General features: G+C 44.7%; 19 protein-coding genes. 6 read left to right on the top strand and 13 right to left on the bottom strand.

The features are described from left to right. Window positions 1-378: 378 nt before the first annotated feature. The 10 genes from NH399_RS21370 to NH399_RS21415 form a co-directional block, all read right to left on the bottom strand. Window positions 379-1038 (bottom strand): CoA transferase subunit B, encoded by a 660-nt coding sequence (locus NH399_RS21370; protein ID WP_253043239.1) that lies wholly within the window; start codon window positions 1036-1038, stop codon window positions 379-381. Between the two features lie 15 nt (window positions 1039-1053). Continuing rightward, a complete protein-coding gene (locus NH399_RS21375; RefSeq protein WP_253043240.1) occupies window positions 1054-1752 on the bottom strand; it encodes a CoA transferase subunit A in 699 nt (232 codons plus the stop codon). A 108-nt stretch (window positions 1753-1860) separates the two neighbouring features. Beyond that, a complete protein-coding gene (locus NH399_RS21380) occupies window positions 1861-2766 on the bottom strand; it encodes a hydroxymethylglutaryl-CoA lyase (RefSeq protein ID WP_253043241.1) in 906 nt (301 codons plus the stop codon). Window positions 2767-2769: 3 nt separating this feature from the next. Beyond that, window positions 2770-4776: an acetyl/propionyl/methylcrotonyl-CoA carboxylase subunit alpha gene (locus NH399_RS21385; RefSeq protein WP_253043242.1), complete on the bottom strand. Its 2007-nt coding sequence runs from the start codon at window positions 4774-4776 to the stop codon at window positions 2770-2772. A gap of 14 nt (window positions 4777-4790) precedes the next feature. Continuing rightward, complete coding sequence (locus tag NH399_RS21390; RefSeq protein WP_253043243.1) at window positions 4791-5621, bottom strand: enoyl-CoA hydratase/isomerase family protein; 831 nt, start codon at window positions 5619-5621, stop codon at window positions 4791-4793. A gap of 21 nt (window positions 5622-5642) precedes the next feature. Then, the gene (locus tag NH399_RS21395; protein WP_253043244.1) at window positions 5643-7250 is read right to left on the bottom strand and encodes a carboxyl transferase domain-containing protein; all 1608 of its coding nucleotides are present in this window, start codon (window positions 7248-7250) and stop codon (window positions 5643-5645) included. A gap of 57 nt (window positions 7251-7307) precedes the next feature. After that, on the bottom strand, window positions 7308-8444 hold the full coding sequence (locus tag NH399_RS21400; protein ID WP_253043245.1) for an acyl-CoA dehydrogenase family protein: 1137 nt from the start codon (window positions 8442-8444) through the stop codon (window positions 7308-7310). A 204-nt stretch (window positions 8445-8648) separates the two neighbouring features. Then, window positions 8649-9833, bottom strand: a complete 1185-nt coding sequence (locus NH399_RS21405; RefSeq protein ID WP_253043246.1) for an acetyl-CoA C-acyltransferase — start codon at window positions 9831-9833, stop codon at window positions 8649-8651. A 260-nt stretch (window positions 9834-10093) separates the two neighbouring features. Next, a complete protein-coding gene (locus NH399_RS21410) occupies window positions 10094-11254 on the bottom strand; it encodes an isovaleryl-CoA dehydrogenase (protein ID WP_253043247.1) in 1161 nt (386 codons plus the stop codon). Between the two features lie 60 nt (window positions 11255-11314). Then, on the bottom strand, window positions 11315-11686 hold the full coding sequence (locus NH399_RS21415; protein WP_253043248.1) for a MerR family DNA-binding transcriptional regulator: 372 nt from the start codon (window positions 11684-11686) through the stop codon (window positions 11315-11317). A 582-nt stretch (window positions 11687-12268) separates the two neighbouring features. On the opposite strand from NH399_RS21415, the gene rmf reads away from it, so the two are divergent. Beyond that, on the top strand, window positions 12269-12442 hold the full coding sequence (rmf, locus tag NH399_RS21420; RefSeq protein ID WP_253043249.1) for a ribosome modulation factor: 174 nt from the start codon (window positions 12269-12271) through the stop codon (window positions 12440-12442). Window positions 12443-12557: 115 nt separating this feature from the next. On the opposite strand, the gene NH399_RS21425 is transcribed toward rmf, so the two are convergent. Next, window positions 12558-13094, bottom strand: coding sequence for an NUDIX hydrolase (locus tag NH399_RS21425; protein WP_253043250.1), 537 nt, complete (start codon window positions 13092-13094; stop codon window positions 12558-12560). Between the two features lie 1126 nt (window positions 13095-14220). Here NH399_RS21425 and nadA point away from each other — a divergent pair. After that, window positions 14221-15249, top strand: coding sequence for a quinolinate synthase NadA (nadA, locus tag NH399_RS21430; protein WP_253043251.1), 1029 nt, complete (start codon window positions 14221-14223; stop codon window positions 15247-15249). A 62-nt stretch (window positions 15250-15311) separates the two neighbouring features. Then, window positions 15312-16145: a class I SAM-dependent methyltransferase gene (locus NH399_RS21435; protein WP_253043252.1), complete on the top strand. Its 834-nt coding sequence runs from the start codon at window positions 15312-15314 to the stop codon at window positions 16143-16145. A 127-nt stretch (window positions 16146-16272) separates the two neighbouring features. Here NH399_RS21435 and NH399_RS21440 read toward each other — a convergent pair whose 3' ends face one another. Then, window positions 16273-18516 (bottom strand): TonB-dependent receptor, encoded by a 2244-nt coding sequence (locus NH399_RS21440; protein WP_253043253.1) that lies wholly within the window; start codon window positions 18514-18516, stop codon window positions 16273-16275. A gap of 282 nt (window positions 18517-18798) precedes the next feature. On the opposite strand from NH399_RS21440, the gene NH399_RS21445 reads away from it, so the two are divergent. Both NH399_RS21445 and NH399_RS21450 read left to right on the top strand, forming a co-directional pair. Continuing rightward, window positions 18799-19158 carry a cupin domain-containing protein gene (locus NH399_RS21445; protein WP_253043254.1) on the top strand — a complete coding sequence of 120 codons (360 nt, stop codon included), beginning with the start codon at window positions 18799-18801 and terminating at the stop codon, window positions 19156-19158. A gap of 52 nt (window positions 19159-19210) precedes the next feature. After that, window positions 19211-19711, top strand: coding sequence for a histidine phosphatase family protein (locus NH399_RS21450; protein WP_253043255.1), 501 nt, complete (start codon window positions 19211-19213; stop codon window positions 19709-19711). A gap of 29 nt (window positions 19712-19740) precedes the next feature. Here the strand turns inward: NH399_RS21450 and NH399_RS21455 are convergent, their stop codons facing one another. Further along, window positions 19741-20559, bottom strand: a complete 819-nt coding sequence (locus tag NH399_RS21455) for a pyruvate, water dikinase regulatory protein (protein WP_253043256.1) — start codon at window positions 20557-20559, stop codon at window positions 19741-19743. A gap of 104 nt (window positions 20560-20663) precedes the next feature. Here NH399_RS21455 and ppsA point away from each other — a divergent pair, with 104 nt between their 5' ends. Next, window positions 20664-23039: a phosphoenolpyruvate synthase gene (gene ppsA / locus NH399_RS21460; protein ID WP_253043257.1), complete on the top strand. Its 2376-nt coding sequence runs from the start codon at window positions 20664-20666 to the stop codon at window positions 23037-23039. The last annotated feature ends 109 nt before the right edge of the window (window positions 23040-23148 follow it).

The raw sequence follows: 23148 nt of genomic DNA on the forward strand, positions 1-23148 counted from the left end.
AAGCAACCAAACTCACCTGAACTGAACCTTGTCATCCATCGTTACTTTCCTAGTCGTGATAAAACCAGGTTTATTACCAAGTATTAGTAGAAGAGATAGATTTAACGGAGATTTGGCAGGTGATTGGCCTAATTTCCCAGAGATACGAGTATCGGCAGCCATCTTACCTATTATGACCGCAGGTTTGAATAGCCAGCAAGGGGGAACTTGCTCTAGTTATTAACAAAATGTTTACGTAATTAATGAGGTAGCAGTGAATGCTCTTTTTGTATGATATTTGAACTGATTTGTTGTGTTTGGAAGGCTGGTTAGAACGATATTCCACTAAAAAGGCGAGTTAAAACTCGCCTTTTAAAGTCGAAATGCTATTCATGCTGTTTATGCAAAAGTCATTTCTGGTACGTCACCTTCAACCACTAAATCGCCTTCTGTTTTCTGTTTGATTTCTTCAACAGAAACACCCGGAGCACGTTCAATAAGGTGAAAGCGTCCGTCACGAATTTCCATAACGGCCAGGTCGGTAACGATTTTCTTGATGCAGTTAACGCCAGTTAGCGGAAGGCTGCATTGCTTTAATAACTTGGAGTTACCTTTTTTATCGGCGTGAGTCATGGTTACAACAATATTCTGTGCGCCTGCAACCAGATCCATTGCACCACCCATGCCTTTAACCAGCTTGCCAGGAATCATCCAGGAAGCGATGTTGCCATTTTGGTCAACTTCGAAAGCACCCAGTACAGTCAAGTCCACGTGACCACCACGGATCATGGCGAAGCTTTCTGCTGAGTTAAAAATCGCAGCGCCTGTTGCAGCGGTAACGGTTTCTTTACCCGCGTTGATCATGTCGGCATCCACTTGATCTTCGGTCGGGTAGGGGCCCATACCTAACAAGCCGTTTTCGGATTGCAACATGACTTCCATACCTTCTGGTACGTAGTTGGCTACCAAGGTAGGAATACCAATGCCTAGGTTTACGTAGTAACCATCTTGCAACTCTTGCGCAACGCGCATAGCAATTTGTTCACGAGTCAGTCCCATGATTTTCTCCTGAGCTTATTTGCTTAAAGTGAGTCGCTCGATACGCTTTTCGAACGTACCTTGAATCACACGGTTAACGTAAATACCTGGAGTATGAATTTCTGTTGGATTCAATTCTCCGGGCTCGACAATTTCTTCGGCTTCTACAACGGTAATTTTTCCTGCAGTAGCGGCCATTGGATTAAAGTTCATCGCAGTGTCACGATAAATGCAGTTGCCGTAGCGATCAGCTTTCCAGGCTCTGACGATGGCGAATTCACCCGTAATGGATTCTTCCAGTACATAAGGACGGCCATCAAATTCGCGAGTCTCTTTGCCTTCGGCAACAGGAGTACCATAACCTGTTGCGGTAAAGAATGCGGGAATACCAGCACCGCCAGCACGCATTTTCTCGGCCAGAGTACCTTGAGGTGTTAATTCAACTTCTAATTCCCCTGCCAGATATTGACGTTCAAACTCTGCGTTTTCACCTACATAAGATGAGATCATTTTTTTGATTTGTTTGCCTTGCAACAAAATACCCAAACCAAAATCATCAACACCACAGTTGTTTGAAACGAAGGTTAAGTCTTTTGTACCCATGGTTTTTATCTGGGCAATTAAACCTTCAGGAATACCACATAATCCGAAGCCACCGGCGATAACGGTCATACCGTCTTCGAGTCCGGCCATCGCTTCTTCATAGGTTTTAACGACTTTGTCAAAACCAGCCATAGGAGCTCCTTGTATAGTTCATTTTATAGCGGGACAGTGGTGATACTGTCCCTGTTGTCTAGTGAAGCTTCTTTGTTAAAAAAGAAGCTCAAAAATTATTTTGGTGATTTATGAGCACTGGCTTTTGAGTGCTACTGCCACTTTGGATACGGGTTCGCGTTCAAGGTGTTGTGAAATAAAACGCCCAACGGCGGCCAGCTTATCCAAATCAACACCCGTATGAATGCCCATACCTTGCAGCATATAAACAACGTCTTCAGTAGCCAGATTGCCCGACGCGCCCTTAGCATACGGACAACCGCCTAAGCCTGCAACAGAACTGTCAAGGGTGCTTATTCCTATTTGTAAGCAGGCGAGGATATTGCTTAAGGCTTGACCATAAGTGTCATGGAAGTGAACGGCTAATGCTTCCATTGGCACTTTCTCGGCAACGGCTTTTACCATGGCTTGAGCTTTAAGTGGTGTCCCGACACCAATGGTGTCGCCGAGCGAAATTTCGTAACAGCCCATGCGATAAAGTTTATCGGCCACATCGGCTACTTTCTCTGGCGCAATCTCGCCTTCATAAGGACAACCCAAGACGCAAGACACATAACCACGTACTTTGATGCCGTTAGCTTTGGCGGCTTCCATTAATGGCGCAAAACGTTCCAGACTTTCATCAATGGAGCAGTTAATGTTTTTCTGTGAAAAACTTTCTGAAGCTGCTGCGAAGACGGCGACTTCTTTTGCTTCTGCTGCCAGAGCGCCTTCAAAGCCACGCATGTTGGGCGTTAACACGGGATAGTTAACGCCTTCTTTGCGAGTGATTGACTGCATGACGTCGGTGTTGTCACCCATTTGAGGCACCCATTTGGGCGAGACAAAGCTGGTGGCTTCAACTACCGAAAGGCCTGTTTCTGATAGACGGTTAATTAACTCGACTTTAACGTCAGTAGGAATGGTTTGCTTTTCATTTTGCAAACCATCACGTGGGCCTACCTCAACAATTTTTACCTTGTCTGGATAATTCATGGGTTAGTCCTTCGACTCTGCTTCGAACACAACCAGCTCGGCGCTGTCACCCACCAGATCGCCTTCGTTATAAAGTACTTCTGATACAATGCCATCGGCAGGTGCTTTGATGGTGTGTTCCATTTTCATGGCTTCCATCACTAATAGTGGTTGGCCACTTTCAACTTTATCACCCGCGTTAACCATCACCGAAATGATGGTACCTGGCATCGGTGCCGTTAGGTTTGCTGCACCTTGATCATCATCGTCGCTTAGTCCTTCCTGCTTAACAGAAAGAGCAAACTCTTTTCCGCTGATAAAGATATTCAGATCATGGCCTGACTCGATAACACTGGATTTAAACTGGCGGCCATTAAAATTAATGCTGACTTCTTTATCATTCATGGAGCCGTTAACAGACCACTCACCGCTTTCTAGTTCGATCAAGAAATCAGGACTACGGAAGTGAACCACTACGGGATACTCCACCAATGAGTCTTTATCAACAAAGGTAACGTGATGGTGATTGTCTTCGTTTAAGCGCCAGCCCTGAGTGCTGTCCCAAGGTGAGAAAGGATCCGCATTATCAGCAACAAACTGATCGCCACGATCTTTTTGTTGCAGCATGGTGTACAAAGCGGCAACCGCTAACAATTCATCGCTGATGGAAGCTTTTTCTGGGAACAGTTCTTCTTGATAACGGCTGATAAAATTGGTATCGAGATCCGCTTCATTGAAACCATCGTGAGCGGCTAGTTGACTTAAAAATTCCAAGTTGGTTTTCAGGCCAACAATTTGATAGTCAGCTAATGCTCCTCGCAAACGCGCTAAGGCTGCATCACGGTCATGATCCCAAACGATGAGCTTGGCAATCATAGGATCATAGTGAACAGAAACTTCGTCACCTTGGCGGATGCCAGTATCAATGCGCACATGATCATTAGTGTTTGGTGTTGCCAAATGGTTCAGACGACCAGTTGCTGGCAAGAAATCTTGATCAGGATCTTCTGCATAAATACGCGCTTCAAATGCGTGACCATTAATGGTTAGCTGATCTTGAGAGCAGGGCAGAGGTTGGCCGCTGGCGACACGAAGCTGCCATTCCACCAAGTCTTGTCCCGTGATTTTTTCGGTAACGGGATGTTCAACCTGAAGGCGGGTATTCATTTCCATAAAGTAGAATGAGCCGTCTTCATCAAACAGAAATTCTACGGTACCAGCACCTACATAACCGATGGCTTTAGCGGCTTTAACTGCAACATCACCCATTGCAGAGCGTTGTTCTGGTGTTAAGCCAGGAGCCGGAGCTTCTTCGATAACTTTTTGGTGGCGTCGTTGTACGGAACAGTCGCGCTCAAAAAGATGTAATGCATTGCCATGAGTATCGGCAAACATTTGAATTTCTACGTGGCGAGGTTTAGTCAGGTATTTTTCGACCAGTACTTTGTCATCGCCAAAGGATGCGAGTGCTTCACGTTTACATGAGGCTAATGAATCCGCAAACTCGTCGTTGTTCCAAACAACGCGCATCCCTTTACCACCACCGCCGGCGGTTGCTTTGATCAAAACCGGATAGCCGATGCTGAATGCTTGTGCTTGTAAGTAATCGGCATCCTGATTTTCGCCATGATAGCCAGCAACCAAAGGTACGCCGGCTTCTTGCATGATTTCTTTTGCCGCACTCTTAGAGCCCATTGCATCAATGGCCGTCGCAGGCGGACCAATAAATTGAATATCTGCTGCTTCGCAGGCACGAGAAAAGTCTGCGTTTTCTGAAAGAAAACCATAGCCGGGATGAATCGCTTGTGCGCCCGACTTTTTGGCTATCTCTAAAATTAAGTCGCCTTTCAAATAGCTTTCTTTTGCCGGAGCAGGACCAAGCAACCAGGCTTCATCTGCCATCGCTACATGGCGAGCGTTTTTGTCGGCTTCAGAATAAACGGCAACACTCTTGATGCCCATTCGTTTGGCCGTCTCGATAACGCGGCAGGCAATTTCGCCACGATTCGCAATAAGAATTTTTTCGAACATTATTTAAAATCCTGTTATTTGAGCCAGTTGGGCTTACGTTTTTCTAAAAACGCAGTCACACCTTCACGTCCTTCAGCAGAAGCACGAATGTCGGCGATGCGTTGAGCTGTTTCGCGAATCAGCTCTTCACCCATGCCCAGCTCAGTGACCACTTCGATCAATAGCTTTGCAGCTTTAATGGCTTCGGGGCCGTTACTCAAGATGTTTTTAATAAAGTCATTGGCATAGTTTTCTAACTCATCGGCCGCAACAACTTCGTGTACCAGACCCATTTGATGGGCACGTTGTGCGTCAAAGCGCTCGGCGGTTACAAAGTAACGGTTGGCCTGACGCTTACCAATAGCTTCGATGACATAAGGACTGATCACAGAAGGTATCAACCCCAACTTTACTTCTGACAAACTAAACAAGGCTTTTTCGCTCGCAATAACCATGTCACAACAGGCGACCAGGCCAACACCACCACCAAAAGCTGCACCTTGAACGATACCTAAGGTCGGCTTATAAGAGGTATGCAAGCTTTGCATGAGTGTTGCCAATGCAAGTGAGTCCTGATAATTCTCATCCCAACTGTAGTCGGCCATGCGACGCATCCAATTGAGATCGGCACCTGCCGAAAAGCTCTTGCCATTAGAGCGCAAGACAATCAGTCGAACACGAGGATCTTCATCAACTTGTTTTAAGGCGTCAGTTAAGTCGCTAATCAGATTGTCATCAAACGCATTATGAACTTCGGGACGATTTAACGTGATGATACCTGCGCCCGCTTCGGTAACTTCTAACAGTAGTGGTTTTTCCGCAGCTGGTTGTGTCTCATTTGTTGGTGTTTTTGTTTCATTCGACATTAGTTGATTCCTTGTAATGGATTACATGCGGAAAACGCCAAAGCGAGTTTCTTCTTTCGGCGCATTTAACGTTGCTGACAAACTTAATCCCAAAACCATACGCGTATCGGCAGGATCGATGATGCCATCATCCCACAAACGAGCACTGGCATAGTAAGGATGCCCTTGAGTTTCGTATTGATCTCTGATGGGTGCTTTGAATGCTTCTTCGTCTTCGCTCGACCACTCAACGCCTTTGCGATCAAAGTTATCGCGTTTAACCTGGGCCAATACGTTGGCAGCCTGATCACCACCCATTACTGAAATACGAGCATTGGGCCACATCCACATAAAGCGAGGGTTGTAAGCGCGACCACACATACCATAGTTACCTGCGCCGAAGCTGCCACCGACAACAACGGTAAATTTAGGCACTTTGGCACAAGCAACGGCGGTTACCATCTTAGCGCCGTTTTTCGCAATACCGCTGTTTTCATATTTGCGGCCAACCATAAAGCCAGTAATGTTTTGTAAAAACACCAACGGAATATTACGTTGGGTACAGAGTTCGATGAAGTGTGCGCCTTTTAGGGCTGATTCACTAAACAGAATACCGTTATTAGCAATGATGCCGACGGGGTAGCCCCAGATGCGAGCGAAGCCACAGATAAGCGTGTTGCCGTAGAGTGGTTTAAATTCGTCGAGTTCGGAGTTATCAACCACTCGAGCAATGACTTCTCTGATATCGAAAGGTTTGCGAGAATCATGAGGTATTACACCATACAATTCTTCTGCGGCGTACTGAGGTTCTTGCGGTGGTTTAATCGGCCAGTTAGGCGATTTTTTGTGGTTCAGGTTCGATACAATCTGACGACAAATTTTTAACGCATGCTCGTCATTATTGGCATAGTGATCGGTTACGCCCGATGTTTTACAGTGAACATCGGCACCACCTAAATCTTCTGCACTAACGACTTCACCTGTTGCTGCTTTTACTAGTGGCGGACCACCTAAGAAGATAGTGCCTTGCTCTTTAACGATAATGCTTTCGTCTGCCATGGCTGGAACGTAAGCTCCACCGGCAGTACAGCTTCCCATCACCACGGCAATTTGCGGGATGCCTTTGGCTGACATGTTCGCTTGGTTATAAAAAATGCGACCAAAGTGTTCTTTGTCTGGGAAAACCTGATCTTGTTGCGGTAGGTTAGCACCACCAGAATCAACCAGATAAATACAGGGTAGATGATTCTGCTCGGCAATTTCTTGCGCGCGTAGATGTTTTTTAACTGTCTCAGGAAAGTAGGTGCCACCTTTTACTGTTGCATCGTTGGCAACAATCATACACTCGACACCACTGACACGACCAATACCAGTAATCATTCCGGCGGCAGGTACTTGATTGTCATACATGTCGTAAGCGGCAAATTGAGACAGTTCCAAAAAGGGAGAACCGACATCCAATAATTTGCGTACACGATCACGAGGCAATAGTTTGCCTCGGCTTAAATGTTTTTGATTTCGTTCTTCACCACCACCTTGTGCAATCAAGGCCATTTTGTCACGCAGATCATCGACAAGCGTTGTCATTTGTTCTGCATTGGCTTTGAATTCCGCACTACGGGGATTTATCGTTGATTTTATGACGGACATGTTTGTTTCCCGTGTTTCTAAAAAGACAGAGGCGCGAAGCCTCTGTTGTTTTATTTTTTATTCGTTTTCGATAGCACGACTGATAACGATTTTCTGAACTTCGCTGGTGCCTTCGTAGATTTGGCAGATGCGCACATCGCGGTAGTATTTTTCTACCGGGAAGTCACTTAGGTAACCGTAACCACCATGAATTTGAATGGCTTCGGAACAGACTTTCTCGGCCATCTCTGAGGCAAACAGTTTTGCCATAGACGCTTCTTTTAAGCAGGGCTGACCATCATCTTTAAGTTGCGCTGCGTGCAGCACTAACTGGCGAGCTGCTTCAATTTGTGTGGCCATATCGGCCATTTTAAAAGCGAGTGCTTGATGGCGAGTTAAGGGCTTTCCGAAAGCGGTTCGTTCAGCGGCATAAGCTTTGGCGGCTTCAAGTGCTGCTCGCGCAATACCCAGACATTGAGCGGCAATACCAATACGTCCACCTTCTAGATTAGCTAAAGCAATCTTATAACCTTCGCCTTCTTCGCCTAAACGGTAGCTTGCCGGAATACGACAATCTTCCAGAATGATTTGGCAAGTGTCAGATGCGTGTTGTCCCATTTTCTTTTCGACGTTAGCCACTATGTAGCCTTCTGTCTTAGTGGGAACGATAAACGCACTGATGCCTTTTTTACCCGCTGCAGGATCGGTAATAGCAAACACAATGGCTACATCGGCAGTTTTTCCGGAAGTAATAAATTGCTTCACGCCATTCAAAACATAATCATCACCGTCACGTACGGCTTTGGTTTTTAGATCCGATGCATCGCTGCCTGCATGAGGCTCTGTTAGACAGAAAGCGGCTAGCTGTTCGCCACTTGCAAGAGGGCGCAAAAAGGTTTCTTTTTGCTCGTCATTACCGAATTGATAGATAGGCATGCTACCAACAGAGTTGGTGACACTCACCACCGTTGAACAAGCAGCATCACCGGCGGCAATTTCTTCTAGTACTAATGCAGCCGAAGTGTAACCAATGTCACAACCGCCCCATTGCTCTGGGATTAACATGCCATAAAAACCCAGTTCGGCGAGTCCTTTTAAGGCATCTGCTGGAAACGTTTTTTCTTCATCCCATTGCTGAGCAAAAGGAGTGATACGCTCTTGAACATACTGACGCGCGGCTTCGCGAATCATTTGTTGTTCTTCTGTTAATATCATCGAATATCTACCTCTATGGGAAATGCTTCCCATCTTTCAACGAGCAAAAATAAAATGCTTAAAGCTCGCTCTTTTATGTCTTAACTTTGATGCAAAAAGGCCAGAGTAAAGTGTTAAACAATCATCACACCTTATTCTGGCTATTGCAAAATAACGCTGCGCTAATTAAGGTTTACTGCCCCGGGGCGCTAGACGTTAAGTGTCTTATACAAGTTCGATAGCTAAAGCTGTTGCTTCGCCGCCACCAATACATAAAGAAGCAACACCACGTTTTTTCTCGTAGCGGCGCAATGCTTCAATCAAAGTGACAACAATACGTGTGCCGGAACAACCGATTGGGTGTCCTAGTGCACAAGCACCACCGTGTACGTTGACTTTGTCGTGATCCAGTTCTAACTCTTTCATCGCTGCCATGGTTACAACGGCAAAAGCTTCGTTGATTTCGAACAAGTCAACATCGTTTTGCGTCCAGCCAGTTTTTTCGAACAGGCTTTTCATTGCACCAACAGGCGCTGTTGTGAATTCTGCTGGCTCTTGTGCGTGAGTCGCGTGACCAACAATTTTTGCCAGAGGCTTAAGACCACGTTTTTCTGCTTCTGATTGACGCATTAAAACAACCGCTGCTGCACCGTCAGAAATTGAGCTGGCGTTGGCTGCTGTTACGCTACCGTCTTTTTTGAAAGCAGGGCGTAGCTGAGGAATTTTATCCAGGCGTGCTTTTAATGGCTGCTCGTCAGTATCAACAACCGTCTCGCCTTTACGAGAAGCGATAGTGAAAGGTGTAATTTCATCTTTAAACGCGCCTTCTTCAATGGCTTTTTGTGCACGCTTAAGTGAAGTAATAGCAAATTCGTCTTGCTCTTCGCGAGTGAAATCGTATTTAGATACGCAGTCTTCTGCATAGACACCCATGGCCTGACCTTCGTAGGCATCTTCTAAGCCGTCAAAAGCCATGTGATCAATTAATTTACCGTGACCGAAACGATATCCGCTGCGTGCATTGTCTAACATGTGCGGTGCGTTACTCATGCTTTCCATGCCGCCTGCAACCATCACTTCGTTAGTGCCAGCCATTAGTAGGTCGTGGGCTAACATAATGGTTTTCATGCCTGAGCCACACACTTTATTGATAGTGGTACAGCCTGCTGATTTTGGAATGCCTGCACCAATAGATGCCTGTCGCGCTGGTGCTTGACCAAGTGCTGCGGGTAATACACACCCCATAATCACTTCTTGCACATCTTCGCCTTTTAAACCGGCGCGTTCTACTGCAGCTTTAATTGCGCTGGCACCGAGTTCTGGTGTTTTGACGCTAGACAGGGCGCCCATAAATCCACCCATAGGAGTTCGTGCCTGGCCAACGATGACGATGGGATCATTATTACTCATGGTATTGTCCTTTCAGTTTCACACAGCCGTTTTGTGGGCTGTCTGGATAGTCTGGTTTGCTTTGTCTCTTTGTTTTGATAATGAGGCTATCCCGGGTAAAAGATATGACTCTAACATTATCAAAAAAATTCGTTAAAAACCGTTTTTATTTATTGTCTGATGCGATAATAAACAGGCTTTTTATGCTATTAAGAAATCAGTGCAAAGTGCTCAATCATTTCATTAACTTGCTTGAACACTTTGCCAATGATTCACTGCGATTATTCGGTTTCTTTAAACAATTCGCGGCCAATCAACATACGGCGAATTTCTGATGTACCGGCACCGATTTCGTAAAGTTTTGCATCACGTAATAAACGGCCTGTCGAGTACTCATTAATGTAGCCATTGCCGCCAAGAAGCTGAATAGCGTCTAGAGCCATTTGAGTGGCTTTTTCGGCACTGTAAAGAATAACACCAGCAGCATCTTTACGGGTGGTTTCACCACGATCACAAGCTTGTGCTACTGCATACACGTAAGACTTACAGGCATTCATATTGGTGTACATATCGGCAATTTTGCCTTGAATCAACTGGAACTCGCCGATGGCCTGGCCAAATTGCTTACGTTCGTGAATGTAAGGAACCACAACATCCATGCAAGCCTGCATGATGCCCGTTGGGCCACCTGATAAAACTAAGCGCTCGTAATCAAGACCACTCATTAAAACGCGAACACCTTTGTTCACTTCGCCTAATACATTTTCGGCAGGAACGATGCAGTTTTCGAAAACCAGCTCACAAGTGTTTGAGCCGCGCATGCCCAGCTTGTCGAGTTTTTGTGCAGTAGAGAAACCTTCGAAACCTTTCTCGATGATAAAGGCGGTAATGCCTTTTGAGCCTGCTTCTAAATCTGTTTTGGCATAAACAATTAAGACGTCGGCATCAGGGCCATTGGTGATCCACATTTTGTTGCCGTTCAGGACATAGTGATCGCCTTTGTCTTCAGCACGTAAGCGCATACTTACAACATCGGATCCTGCGCCTGGCTCGCTCATTGCCAAAGCGCCAATGTGTTCGCCACTACAAAGCTTTGGCAAATACTTCATTTTTTGTTCGTGAGAACCATTCTTGCGTAACTGGTTCAAGCAAAGGTTAGAGTGAGCACCGTAAGACAGGCCGATAGAAGCCGAAGCACGAGAAATTTCTTCCATCGCAATCACATGCTCGAGATAGCCCAGTCCAGAACCGCCGTATTCTTCTTCTACGGTCATGCCCAGTAAACCCAGCTCGCCTAACTTGGGCCATAACTCATTAGGAAATTCGTTCTTCTCATCGACTTCTGCCGCGATAGGAGCAATTTCTTTTTCTGCAAAACCGCGAACGGTATCGCGGATCATGTCGGCTGTTTCACCCAGATTAAAATTCAGGCTGGTAAACATAGTTCTTTCCTTTCTCTTTAACTCGTTAAATTCGGCGTTATGGCAGATTGGAGTATCTGCTTACTGAGGATTTATACGTCGCTCAAGTGCATCGAGTTCACCCAGCATTGAATTAATATCTTTTAATTGCTGGTTGAGTTGTTCTCGACGCTCAAAAATTTTGGTAAGTAACAGCTCGCGCTGCTTTTCTTCACCGTGAGGGATATCGTACAAATCGATGATTTCTTTTATTTCTGCTAACGAAAAGCCAACACGTTTACCGCGTAGTATAAGTTGCAGACGAACACGATCTTTAGGGCGGTATATTCGACGTGTGCCACTGCGCTCAGGGCAAATCAGCCCGTAATCTTCGTAATGACGAATGGAGCGGGTGGTGACGTCAAACTCTTGCGCCAAATCGCTGATGCTGTAGGAATGTTGATTATCTTTCATTGGGTAAGCTTACATAACCTTTACGTAAACGTAAAGTAAGTCGCGAGTTTTAAGGCTCATGGTCAGATGATTCATAGCAAACCTGGTGAAAATTTGCTCGAAAATTGGCGTTTTTTCTATTTTCGACCAACAAAAAATGCATAAGTGGGAGATTTTAGCTTGGCTTATTACTGGATTTTAGAGGTCATTCTTAACGTGCATAAAATGCTTTAGTTGATTGATTTTTAAAGAGAAAGTTTGAAGTTATGAAATGTGGATTCTTTTTTGAGATATTAAATTGAGTTTATTTGTTAATTTTTTTTGATAACCGCTTGAAAATTATTGTTTTCCGCCCCATTAAAAAGTGAGAAGATGAAGTTATTGTAAACAAAGTGCAATAAAATTGTGCTTTTTAATAGCGAATTTTTATTGGAGATCATGGTCAAATAATTCTAAGTTCAATATAGATGTGGATGTGAGGTGGCTTAGCTGAAACTTCCGCCAGTTCAGAATGAACGAGCTGAACCTTCCGGATATTAAAGTTTTGGCGCTCCTTACATCCGCGCCAATCACTGCCCATCAACAACTAGAAGAGGTAAGTCTATGAAAAGACAAAAACGCGATCGCATGGAAAGAGCTCATTCTCGTGGTTACCAAGCTGGATTGGGAGGCAAGTCCAGAGAGTCTTGTCCGTATTCAACACTCGATATAAAAGAACAGTGGCTCGGCGGTTGGCGTGAAGCTAGGTCTGAAATAGGCAGCGGATTATTTACCTGACAAATATAGAATAAAAGAATTGTGCTGTAGCACATCAGTAACGGCCCACAAAAGCCGTTAAAACCCCGCGCTAGATGCGGGGTTTTTTTATGTCTCAAAAAAAGTTCTGCAAATGTTAGCCCGGCTGAGGAAAATCAATTTCGTGTTGTGAGAAGTAGCCCTTCTTACGATCTTCATAAAATCGCTTGATAGCAAAGTCCACTGTATGGAAAGCCAATTGTTCCCACGGAATTTCATCTTCCGCAAATAATTGAACCTCTAAACTCTCTACCCCTGGGCTGAAGGTCGCATCCCCTAATTCCGCAAGATAAAGCATATAAACCTGACTGATATGCGTAAGGTTAGCGATCACAAAGAGTTCTTTTGTCGTTATCGTGGCACAAGCCTCTTCAAAGGTTTCTCGTTCAGCTCCCTGACGTGTTGATTCTCCGTTTTCCATAAAGCCAGCTGGCAATGTCCATAAACCATGACGAGGTTCAATGGCGCGACGGCATAACAAGATTTTATCCTCTTGATACACCAGGCAGCCACAGACCAACTTTGGATTCTGATAGTGAACGGTTTCACATCGAATGCACACATAACGGAGGTGGATATCACTATCCATTTTTTTAAGCTCGACGTTATGTCCGCAACTTGAACAGAACTGCATGAGGTTTCTTATCCTTTATATAGAAACTGATGTTATTGATTTATAGTAATGAATCTCGTCGAGGTTAGCGAACGGTATTTGGCTTTTGAGTTTTGATTTCAGGACTTTTATTGAAAGCCTTAGCTACAGATGAGTTGTTTGTTAGTTCAGCGTTCAGAGAAAAGAACGAAACAAAAACACAAAGCAAAACCGAATCTTCCTTGGCACAGACAAGATCAACAAATCCCTTCGGAACTAACAGATATACTAGAACCGTAAAATTCCTGCTGAGCGAATGCCAGCGCAGCGACTAAGAGCGCTTTGGCTACTTTGCCGCTCTTGGTAAAGTATGCTCGCCACAAGGCGAAACTTGTCTTTTCAAAAGAGTAGAAGAGTAAAAGAGTAAAAGGCAGTCTTTTGAATGACCCCTCACTCTAAACGAAAAAATTCTAACTTTATTCCACCTGCAGGTTTCGCCATGCCAGGCGAGTCCCTTTTGTAAGCCCGCAAAAGAGGCGAAAAAGGGCAATGCTCCAAAGATGAGGCCTATCGGCACCACTCCGTAAAGTCTTAGCCCTTCGACTGAGCGTCTTATACGCACTTCCTTGTGCGGATAAGACTCTTGCTGCGTCCATGCAGCAAGCCAGTGCGGTCTAAGCCTTTACTCCGTTCTCATCCAGTCACAAAAAGGCGTCGTCTGAAAGCCTGGAGCTAAGAAAGAGAACGAAACGAAAAAACATGACCAAAATAAATCTTCCTTGGCACGGACAAGAGCAAAAAATCCCTTCGGAACTAACAGATATACTAGAATCGTAAAATTCCTGCTGAACGAATGCCAGCGCAGCGATTAAGGGCGCTTTGGCTACTTTACCGCTCTTGGTAAAGTATGCTCGCCATAAGGCGAAACTTATCCTCTCAAAGGGGCTGATGAGCTGAAGAAAAACGCATAAAACTCATTTGTAGATGTAAAAGCGAGAAAGACTAACCAGTATCCAAAAAACAAGAAAAATCAAAAAGATACCCACAAAAAACGACAAGTTGACCCCAAACAACGACCTACCGACCACAAACTAATCACCGATAACTCGCCAATGACCCCAATAATTTTATATAATGCCCGGATTATCAGCTTTACCGGTAGTCCTTAATGACGCAAGCAGCACCACTGATTGACGTAGATGTCCCATTACCTTTACCACCCAAAACATTGTCCAAAGCAGAGAAAGATGCCTACTTTGAGCAAATCTCGGCTCTGCTAACAAAACACAATGCCGTACTCATTGCCCACTATTACACAGACCCCGAAATTCAGGCTCTGGCAGAAGAAACGGGCGGCTTTGTCGGTGATTCATTGGAAATGGCTAAATTTGGTGCTCGTCACCCAGCAGACACCCTGATTATTGCTGGCGTACGTTTTATGGGAGAAACAGCCAAAATCCTGAGCCCAGAAAAGCGTGTGTTAATGCCTACTTTAGAAGCAACTTGTTCTCTTGATCTTGGTTGTCCTGCGGACCAATTCGAAGCTTTTTGTAACCAACACCCCGATCGTACTGTGGTTGTATACGCCAACACTTCTGCTGCTGTAAAAGCAAAAGCCGATTGGGTCATTACCAGCAGTATTGCTGTCGATGTGGTTGAGTACTTAGATAAAAAAGGCGAGAAGCTAATCTGGGGACCTGATCGCCACTTAGGTCGCTATATTCAGAACAAAACGGGCGCCGATATGATTTTATGGCAAGGTCACTGTATTGTTCATGATGAATTTAAGTTTAAAGCGTTAGAGCAAACAAAAGCTTTGCATCCTGATGCGGCTGTGTTGGTACATCCCGAGTCACCAGAAAGCGTTATTAACTTAGCGGATGTGGTTGGTTCAACGTCGCAATTGATTAAGGCGACTCAAACTTTACCTCAAAAGAAGGTGATTGTGGCGACGGATAAAGGCATCTTTTATAAGATGCAGCAGGCAGCGCCAGATAAAGAGTTGATCATTGCACCCACGGCGGGAGAAGGGGCGACATGTCGCAGTTGTGCGCATTGTCCGTGGATGAAAATGAATGTTTTGGAAAATGTATCGACGGTATTTGATCGCAATGATAATGAAATATTCGTTGATGCAGATTTGGCGCAGGCGGCGCTTAAACCTTTGACAAAAATGGTGGAGTTTACCAGTCGTTAAAGGCATTTATCCGCTCACCCAAATTGTATAAAAAAAGTAAAAAGCTACTTTGGGAGATAACAATGAACATGAAAAAACTCGCTTGGGCAACCGCTGTTGCGGTTGGCTTATCAATGAGTGCCAGTGCAACTGCGGGTGTAAAAGACCCAATTAAAAAAGCGGTTGCAGGCGAACATCGTAGTGCTAAGAACAAAGCTCGTGATGGTGCTCGTCACCCTGAGCAAACGTTAAAGTTCTTGGGTCTTAAACCAGGTATGACTGTCGTAGAGATTTGGCCTGGCGGCGGTTGGTATACCGAAGTTATCGCGCCAGTTGTTAAAGGTAAAGGTAAGTTTTACGCTGCTCATTTTGATGCGGATGCGGGCGTTGATTTTTTTACCAAGTCTCTTAATCGTTTTCAAGAAAAGTTTGTTGCTGATAAAAAGACGTACGGTGACATTCATGTGACCACTTTTAATCCTCCTTCAAAATTAGAGATTGCACCTGCGGGCAGCGCAGATATGGTTTTGACATTCCGTAATGTTCATAACTGGTATATGCGTGGTGACGAAGAAGGCATCAAAGCATCATTTGGCAGTATGTTTAAAGCGTTGAAGCCTGGCGGTATTCTTGGTGTTGTTGATCACCGTTTGCCAGAAAGCCGTGACCAGAAAAAAGATAAAAACTCTGGTTATATGAAGCAAAGCCTGGTTATTAAATGGGCCGAGGACGCTGGTTTTAAACTGGTTGATAAATCAGAAGTCAATGCTAATCCAAAAGATTCTGCTAATCATCCAAAAGGTGTCTGGACTTTACCACCACGTTTACGTTTGGGTGATAAAGACAGAGCTAAGTATGAAGCGATTGGCGAAAGTGATCGTATGACGCTAAAGTTTGTAAAGCCTGCGAAGCGCTAAATATACCCGTCGCCTTCCAAGGTGTAGCGATGTTGGCCGCACCTCGAAATGCTTTGGGTATACAATGTTCTCCAATAAAAAAGCCAATCTTTATGATTGGCTTTTTTTTCGGTTTTTAAAAAGTGGATTACATATTGGCGACTACGCTTAAGAAGATTTGTCGTCCCTGAATTTGATAATCAAATGGGAACGGGCCAGTTTTTAATAAACGGGCTTCTTCTTCAAACAGGTTGCGCACATCCAGATTGATATCCACCATATCATTGACTTTATAAACAGCCTTGGCATTAAAGGTAATCCAGGCATCAATAGTGGTTGGACGATGATCATCCAGGTTGTAGTTGGCAGGAACATCAACACCTAATGGCAAAAAGCCGTTAGGGTTGCCCAACTCATTTGCTCGACGTTCTACTTCACCGTGATAGTGGAAGTAAGTAGAGATATCAAATTTGTCGTGTTTATAGGAGATTCCTGCATTGATTTTTACACCAGGTTCCCATTTAAGATCGTCTGGGTGAGAAGTGAATTCTGGGTTATTATTCGCATCGAAAGCAAGAATACGCTCGTCATCACGCTGAACAAAAGACAAGTTACTGAACCAGTTCCAGTCACCGTAGTTACCCAATAATTCAAATTCAAAACCTGAATTTTCCGTTGAATAAATATTGGTACTTAAGTTCAAGTTAACGGTTGAATAGGCAATTTGGTTTTCAAATTCCGTCTGAAAATAGTTAGCGCGAAAAACGTGGTTAGGATCGATCGTCCAGTCTAATACAAACTCCAGTGTCGTGATAAGTTCTGGCTCCAGCCCTTCAATGTTTGAGGCTAACGAGAAAGTATGAGCTCCACCCATTTCGGTAGGTGTTGGTGCACGGAAGGCTTTACCCCATAAACCTTTAAATACCAGATCTTCAGAGATAGACCAAACACCGGCAACCCTGGGGCTAACCCGAGAGTAGTCTTTACTGCGTTGAGGTTGACCTGCTGTGTAAACTTCTTTGTAATCCACAGACAATTTATCCCAACGAATACCAAAGGTCATTTCAAAATCTTCGCTGATCCAGTTACCTGTTGTTAGCTGTCCGTACAAAGCGGTGTTAATTACAGGTTCTTGCGCAATGTAGTCTAACCAGGGGCCGAGAGGTTGATTAATATCGCCGGGGAACGGGGCAAAAGTTACATCAACATCGATATTACTGTAATGCTCATGGTCATCTTTGTAGAGGAAGCGATCACCTTCAAAGCCACCTAGTAATGTGGCATTCGAGTCGTCACCGAAGAGGTAAGTAAACTGAGCCCGAACAAAAATATCGGCTGCTTCTGTATCTAAATACTCCCACATACCTGATGGGTAGAAGCCAGCAAACGCATCATCGGGATAGTAGCGTTGATTCCAGGTGATGTGATGCTTTTGATAACGCAATACGTATTCTTGAGACAAATTTTCACTGATATTGTTGTTATATTTGATAGAGAAAATATCGCGATATTCATTCATTTCTTCGTCAAAGTCTGGCACCCAGAATACCCAGCCGTGGCCTGTATCAAAATCCCAGGTTTGACGATGGTATTGGAATTGCCATTCATCGCCGACACTTAACTTGGCCCAAAAATAAGAATCGTCTTTGCGATCTCGATTCATAAATAATTGAGAACGAGGACGTCCAGTTTGCGGATCATTGAGTGTGGCCATACGGTTTGAACCATCATAGGTCAAATACTCGTTGCCTTCGGTAATATGGAAGGAGTAAGCCATAATAAAATCAATATCATCAGATACTGCGCCTGTCATAAATTCATGACGACGAGTTTGCTCGGTGCCAAAGAGTGTTACCTTGGAATAAATTTTATCCTCTAAATCGGCGGCTTTAAAAGTATTCATCTGCACAACGCCGTTAGTGGCGTTAGAGCCGTAGAGTGCAGAACCAGGGCCCCGTATAACCTCCATCACCTTTGTGGTAAAGGTGGGCATTAGCCAAGTGTAAGCAGTTCCGTACAGGTTATCGTTAAGAGGAACCCCGTCGACAAGGTGCAAAATATGGTTGTTACTCCAGCTGTCAAAGTTACCACGGGTGGCGACTGTTGGACGGTCATAATCCTGACTGGGGCCAAAACCGGGCAAGGAGTAGAGTAGGTCATTGATGACATCAAACCCGTACTCGTCGAGTTGTTCTTGCGTGTAGGCAGTGATAACTGCTGGAGCTTCAGAAATTTTAGTGGCTATTTTGGAAGCGGAAGTTACTTTAAGGTTGAGTAAATCTTCCAGTGAAATATCTCCAGAAAACTCCTCTTCGTCTTCTGCTTGAAGCATCAGTGGCGACAATGATAATGCCAACAGAACACAAGAAGTCGTGCGTTTTAGTTGAATCATAGGGGTACCATTTTGTCTTGTTATCACGAATAAAAAGCAAACACGAGCTTGCCAATGAACTAACTCAACTTCCGTTGTTGAATAGGGGGAACGAAAGTACTGCTGAGTTATTTTTATTTTGAATAGCGCTGTGGTTTAAGTTATTAACTTATTAATTTCAACGCTATTTTCTATAACTGTGTATAGACTATGGAAAATGTTCTTGCAAGATAAGCACGTTGGTTGGGATGACATGCAAGTATGTCGTTTTTTAATGTTTGATTTCTTTTTGAGATTTTAAAGGTGAATAAGAAAATAAATGAAGTTGGAAGTCACAATAGTGAGCCATTGTCAGGCAATCTGTTCGAGAATATTCCTGACTCCTTACCCGAAGAGTATTTTGAGCATCTGGTTCACTCCGAATCGTTAACCATAGAGCGTATTGTGTCACGGGGACATGTAACGCCAGAGGGTGATTGGTATGATCAAGAGCGCCATGAATGGGTGCTGGTGTTGCAAGGAGCGGCTATGCTTACTTTTGAAGATGGTCGACAAGTTCAGCTCGGTCGAGGTGATTTCCTAAATATCCCTGCGCACCAAAAACATCGAGTAAGCTGGACAGATCCTGATTGCGAAACTCTATGGTTGGCCGTGCATTATTAGGGCAGTAGCTGTCAATGAAAGAGCGGCAGCCTGCACTGAAAGAGGATGGGTGATGGCAAGCAATAAAAGTTTGACGCTGGTGCGACATGCAAAGTCCAGCTGGAAATTCCCTGAACTGGATGATTTTGAGCGCCCTCTTAATAAACGGGGCCACCGTAATGCCCCCAAAATAGCAGAACGTTTGAATGAGGTTGGCCTGAAACCAGACTGTATTATCTCGAGTCCTGCGGTTAGAGCACTGTCAACGGCTCAAATCATAGCGGATATCCTGCTCTTTGAGCGCAAACGAATCATTGAACATCCTGATTTGTATCATGCATCCGTTAAGACATTGATCGGTATTATTTGTCAGCAAGATGATAACCTTAAGCACCTGATGATTGTTGGCCATAACCCTACCTTAAACGATCTGCTTTGGATGACCGATGTTGATATTGATAATTTACCGACCTGTGGCGTGGTTAACTTTTCGTTAGATATTGAGAGCTGGTCATCCTTTTCGCATCAGGCTCTCAAGCTTGAGTATTATGATTATCCAAAGCGAGAGCGCTGAGTGTCACAACGCTCTCCAGTAAGGCTGATTTAAAAACTGGTCCGTTTGAGTCCACTTTGCACCATGATCTTGGTCGCTATTTCTTCAATAGACTTGCTGGTGGTATTGAGTACTGGCACTTTTTCTCGGCGTAACAGGGCTTCTACTTCTCGCAGCTCGTACTGACATTGCTTGAGTGAGGCATAGGTACTGTTGGCGCGGCGCTCAGTTCTGATTTCATGCAGGCGATTGGGGTTGATGGTGAGCCCAAAGAGTTTTTTCTTGTGCTTTTTGAGCGCGGGTGGCAAACGCAGGTTATCCATGTCGTCTTCGGTAAAAGGATAGTTGGCAGCAAAAATACCGAACTGCATGGCCATATAGAGTGAGGTGGGGGTTTTTCCGCAACGAGAAACACCGATCAGAATAATGTCGGCTTCGTCATAGTAGCGGGTAGTCGTGCCGTCATCGTTATTTAGCGCAAAATTGATGGCATCGATACGGGTGTCATAGCGGCCTTTTTTATCATAAGCGTGGGTTTTACCGACGCTAAAGTTAGACTTCAGATTGAGCTCTTTTTCTAATGGGCCTATGAAGGTCTGAAAAAAGTCCAGTACCAACCCCTGACTGTCTAAAATAACCTCTCGAATGTCAGGTTGTACAATGGTATCGAAGATAATGGGTTTGACGCCGTCACGCTCGGCGGCTTCGTTTATTTTCTCGCGCATGGCGTTGGCCTTGTCGATCGTATCGATAAAAGGCGCTGATTCTTGGTCAAATTTGCCTTCATCGAACTGACTGAGCAAAGATTGACCAAGCATTTCTGCCGTTATTCCGGTTCGATCGGAAATAAAAAAGACCTTTCGTTTCATAATTTTGAACCATCTTGTAAAATAGCAAACATGTTTGATAGTCAGATTTAAGCATGTAACCTCAAAGTCTGGCAAATGCGCGTAACAACTCAGGAGAGAATAAAGTGCAAAAGTATGTACTCTGGTATGATGGCTTAGGCATGGACGATGTCGAAATCGTCGGCGGTAAAAATGCATCGCTGGGTGAAATGATCAGCAATCTTTCCAATATGGGCGTGAGTGTTCCTAATGGCTTCGCTACTACTGCAGATGCTTATCGTGAATTCCTTAGCCAGAGTGGCCTGGAAGAGCGTATCCACCAGGAGCTAGAAACACTGGATGTCGAAGACGTTGAAGCTCTGGCCCAGACGGGTAAAAAGATTCGTCAGTGGATCATCGAAACCCCCTTTAAATCTGAGTTCGAAGAGGCTCTGCGTCAGTCTTATGACACGCTAAAAGGCGATGCTAACGACGAATTTGCTGTAGCCGTCCGTTCTTCTGCCACCGCAGAAGACCTTCCTGATGCTTCTTTTGCTGGCCAGCAAGAGACTTTCCTGAATGTTCGTGGTTTTGACAACGTTAAACTAGCGCTTAAAGAAGTATTTGCTTCACTGTTTAATGACCGTGCCATTGCTTATCGTGTCCACCAGGGCTTTGATCATAAATTAGTCGCCTTATCTGGCGGTGTTCAAAAGATGATTCGCAGTGACATCGCGTCCAGCGGAGTAATGTTCACCATCGACACAGAGTCAGGTTTTGAAGACGTTGTCTTTATTACTGGTGCTTACGGACTGGGTGAGACGGTCGTTCAGGGCGCTGTTAATCCTGATGAGTTTTATGTCCATAAACCCACATTAAAAGCCAATAAGCCTGCGGTTGTTCGTCGTACCATCGGCGGCAAGGCTATCAAAATGATTTATGCCGATAGCGAAGAGCATGACAAAACCGTTGATACCGTAGACGTTTCTTTAGACGAGCGTCGTCAATTCTGTATCAACAACGAAGAAGTTGAAGAGCTGGCACGTCAGGCACTTATCATTGAGAAGCACTACCAGCGTCCAATGGATATTGAGTGGGCTAAAGATGGTGCTGATGGCAAACTTTATATTGTTCAGGCGCGTCCAGAGACAGTAAAAAGTCGTGACGATGGTCGTGTGTTAGAGCGCTACCAGCTCAAAGAGACAGGCAAAGTTATCGCGAATGGTCGTGCGATCGGTCAGCGTATTGGTAAAGGACCTGCTCGTGTTATCAGTGACATTAACGAAATGTCTAAAGTCCAGCCTGGTGATGTTCTGGTTACTGATATGACGGACCCAGATTGGGAACCTATCATGAAGCGCGCATCGGCGATTGTTACCAACCGTGGCGGACGTACTTGTCATGCAGCGATCATTGCCCGTGAGTTAGGCATTCCTGCTGTCGTTGGCTGTGGTGATGCGACTGATCACATCGAAAATGGACGCGAAGTCACGGTTTCTTGTTCAGAAGGTGATACGGGTAATATCTACGATGGCTTACTGGACTTTGAAGTCAGTCAGAGTGCTGTTGATAACATGCCTGAGCTGCCCTTCAAAATTATGATGAATGTGGGTAACCCAGATCGTGCTTTTGATTTTGCTCGTTTGCCACATGCTGGCATCGGCTTAGCACGATTGGAATTCATTATTAATCGTATGATTGGTGTTCATCCTCGCGCATTATTAGAGTTTGACCAACTGGAAGATGAAGACTTAAAAGAGCAAATCAAAGACTACATCGGTGGTTATGATTCGCCAGTTGAGTTCTACATCAGCAAGTTGGTAGAAGGCATTGCGACTTTGGCATCGGCATTTGCACCAGAAAAAGTCATTGTGCGCATGTCTGACTTTAAGTCGAATGAGTATGCCAACTTGGTGGGCGGCTATCTTTATGAGCCAGAAGAAGAAAACCCCATGTTGGGCTTCCGTGGTGCTTCTCGTTATATCTCTGAAGAATTCCGTGATTGCTTTAAGCTTGAGTGTGAAGCAATCAAGCGTGTACGTAACGAAATGGGCTTAACGAACGTTGAGATTATGATTCCTTTTGTGCGTACAACCAGCGAAGCAGAGCGAGTGATTGAGCTATTAGCAGAAAATGGCTTGAAGCGAGGCGAAGATGGATTGCGCGTGATTATGATGTGTGAGCTACCATCAAATGCATTGTTAGCGGATGAATTCTTGCAACACTTTGATGGTTTCTCTATCGGTTCTAATGATTTAACTCAGTTAACCTTAGGATTAGATCGAGACTCAGGCATTATTTCTCATCTGTTTGATGAGCGTAACGAAGCCGTTAAAGTATTGTTGGCACGTGCTATCGAAGCTTGTAATAAAGCAGGCAAATATGTAGGTATTTGTGGACAGGGGCCTTCGGATCATCCTGATCTGGCCAAGTGGTTGATGGAGCAGGGCATTGACAGTGTCTCTCTCAACCCGGACAGTGTGATTGAAACTTGGCTATTCCTGGCAGAGCAAGAAAAGTAAGACCTGAAAGGCGAGTTAAATAACTCGCCTTTTTTTATGCGTGTTAATCCTGCTGCTTTCAAGTGGTAAGGATGTGGCCCACCCTGTTAATAAAGTACTTAGAGTATAC

It is taken from the genome of Pleionea sp. CnH1-48, assembly GCF_024124665.1.
Classification (GTDB): Bacteria; Pseudomonadota; Gammaproteobacteria; order Enterobacterales; family Kangiellaceae; genus JAMXSB01.

Bases quoted from the DNA above. Each gene is read 5' to 3' on its own strand.
- NH399_RS21400 (WP_253043245.1), bottom strand. From the start codon at position 8,444: ATGATATTAACAGAAGAACAACAAATGATTCGCGAAGCCGCGCGTCAG.
- NH399_RS21440 (WP_253043253.1), bottom strand. From the start codon at position 18,516: ATGATTCAACTAAAACGCACGACTTCTTGTGTTCTGTTGGCATTATCA.
- NH399_RS21385 (WP_253043242.1), bottom strand. From the start codon at position 4,776: ATGTTCGAAAAAATTCTTATTGCGAATCGTGGCGAAATTGCCTGCCGC.
- NH399_RS21370 (WP_253043239.1), bottom strand. From the start codon at position 1,038: ATGGGACTGACTCGTGAACAAATTGCTATGCGCGTTGCGCAAGAGTTG.
- NH399_RS21435 (WP_253043252.1), top strand. From the start codon at position 15,312: ATGAACATGAAAAAACTCGCTTGGGCAACCGCTGTTGCGGTTGGCTTA.
- NH399_RS21410 (WP_253043247.1), bottom strand. From the start codon at position 11,254: ATGTTTACCAGCCTGAATTTTAATCTGGGTGAAACAGCCGACATGATC.
- NH399_RS21405 (WP_253043246.1), bottom strand. From the start codon at position 9,833: ATGAGTAATAATGATCCCATCGTCATCGTTGGCCAGGCACGAACTCCT.
- NH399_RS21390 (WP_253043243.1), bottom strand. From the start codon at position 5,621: ATGTCGAATGAAACAAAAACACCAACAAATGAGACACAACCAGCTGCG.
- NH399_RS21375 (WP_253043240.1), bottom strand. From the start codon at position 1,752: ATGGCTGGTTTTGACAAAGTCGTTAAAACCTATGAAGAAGCGATGGCC.
- NH399_RS21450 (WP_253043255.1), top strand. From the start codon at position 19,211: ATGGCAAGCAATAAAAGTTTGACGCTGGTGCGACATGCAAAGTCCAGC.
- NH399_RS21380 (WP_253043241.1), bottom strand. From the start codon at position 2,766: ATGAATTATCCAGACAAGGTAAAAATTGTTGAGGTAGGCCCACGTGAT.
- nadA (WP_253043251.1), top strand. From the start codon at position 14,221: ATGACGCAAGCAGCACCACTGATTGACGTAGATGTCCCATTACCTTTA.
- NH399_RS21415 (WP_253043248.1), bottom strand. From the start codon at position 11,686: ATGAAAGATAATCAACATTCCTACAGCATCAGCGATTTGGCGCAAGAG.
- NH399_RS21455 (WP_253043256.1), bottom strand. From the start codon at position 20,559: ATGAAACGAAAGGTCTTTTTTATTTCCGATCGAACCGGAATAACGGCA.
- NH399_RS21425 (WP_253043250.1), bottom strand. From the start codon at position 13,094: ATGCAGTTCTGTTCAAGTTGCGGACATAACGTCGAGCTTAAAAAAATG.
- rmf (WP_253043249.1), top strand. From the start codon at position 12,269: ATGAAAAGACAAAAACGCGATCGCATGGAAAGAGCTCATTCTCGTGGT.
- NH399_RS21395 (WP_253043244.1), bottom strand. From the start codon at position 7,250: ATGTCCGTCATAAAATCAACGATAAATCCCCGTAGTGCGGAATTCAAA.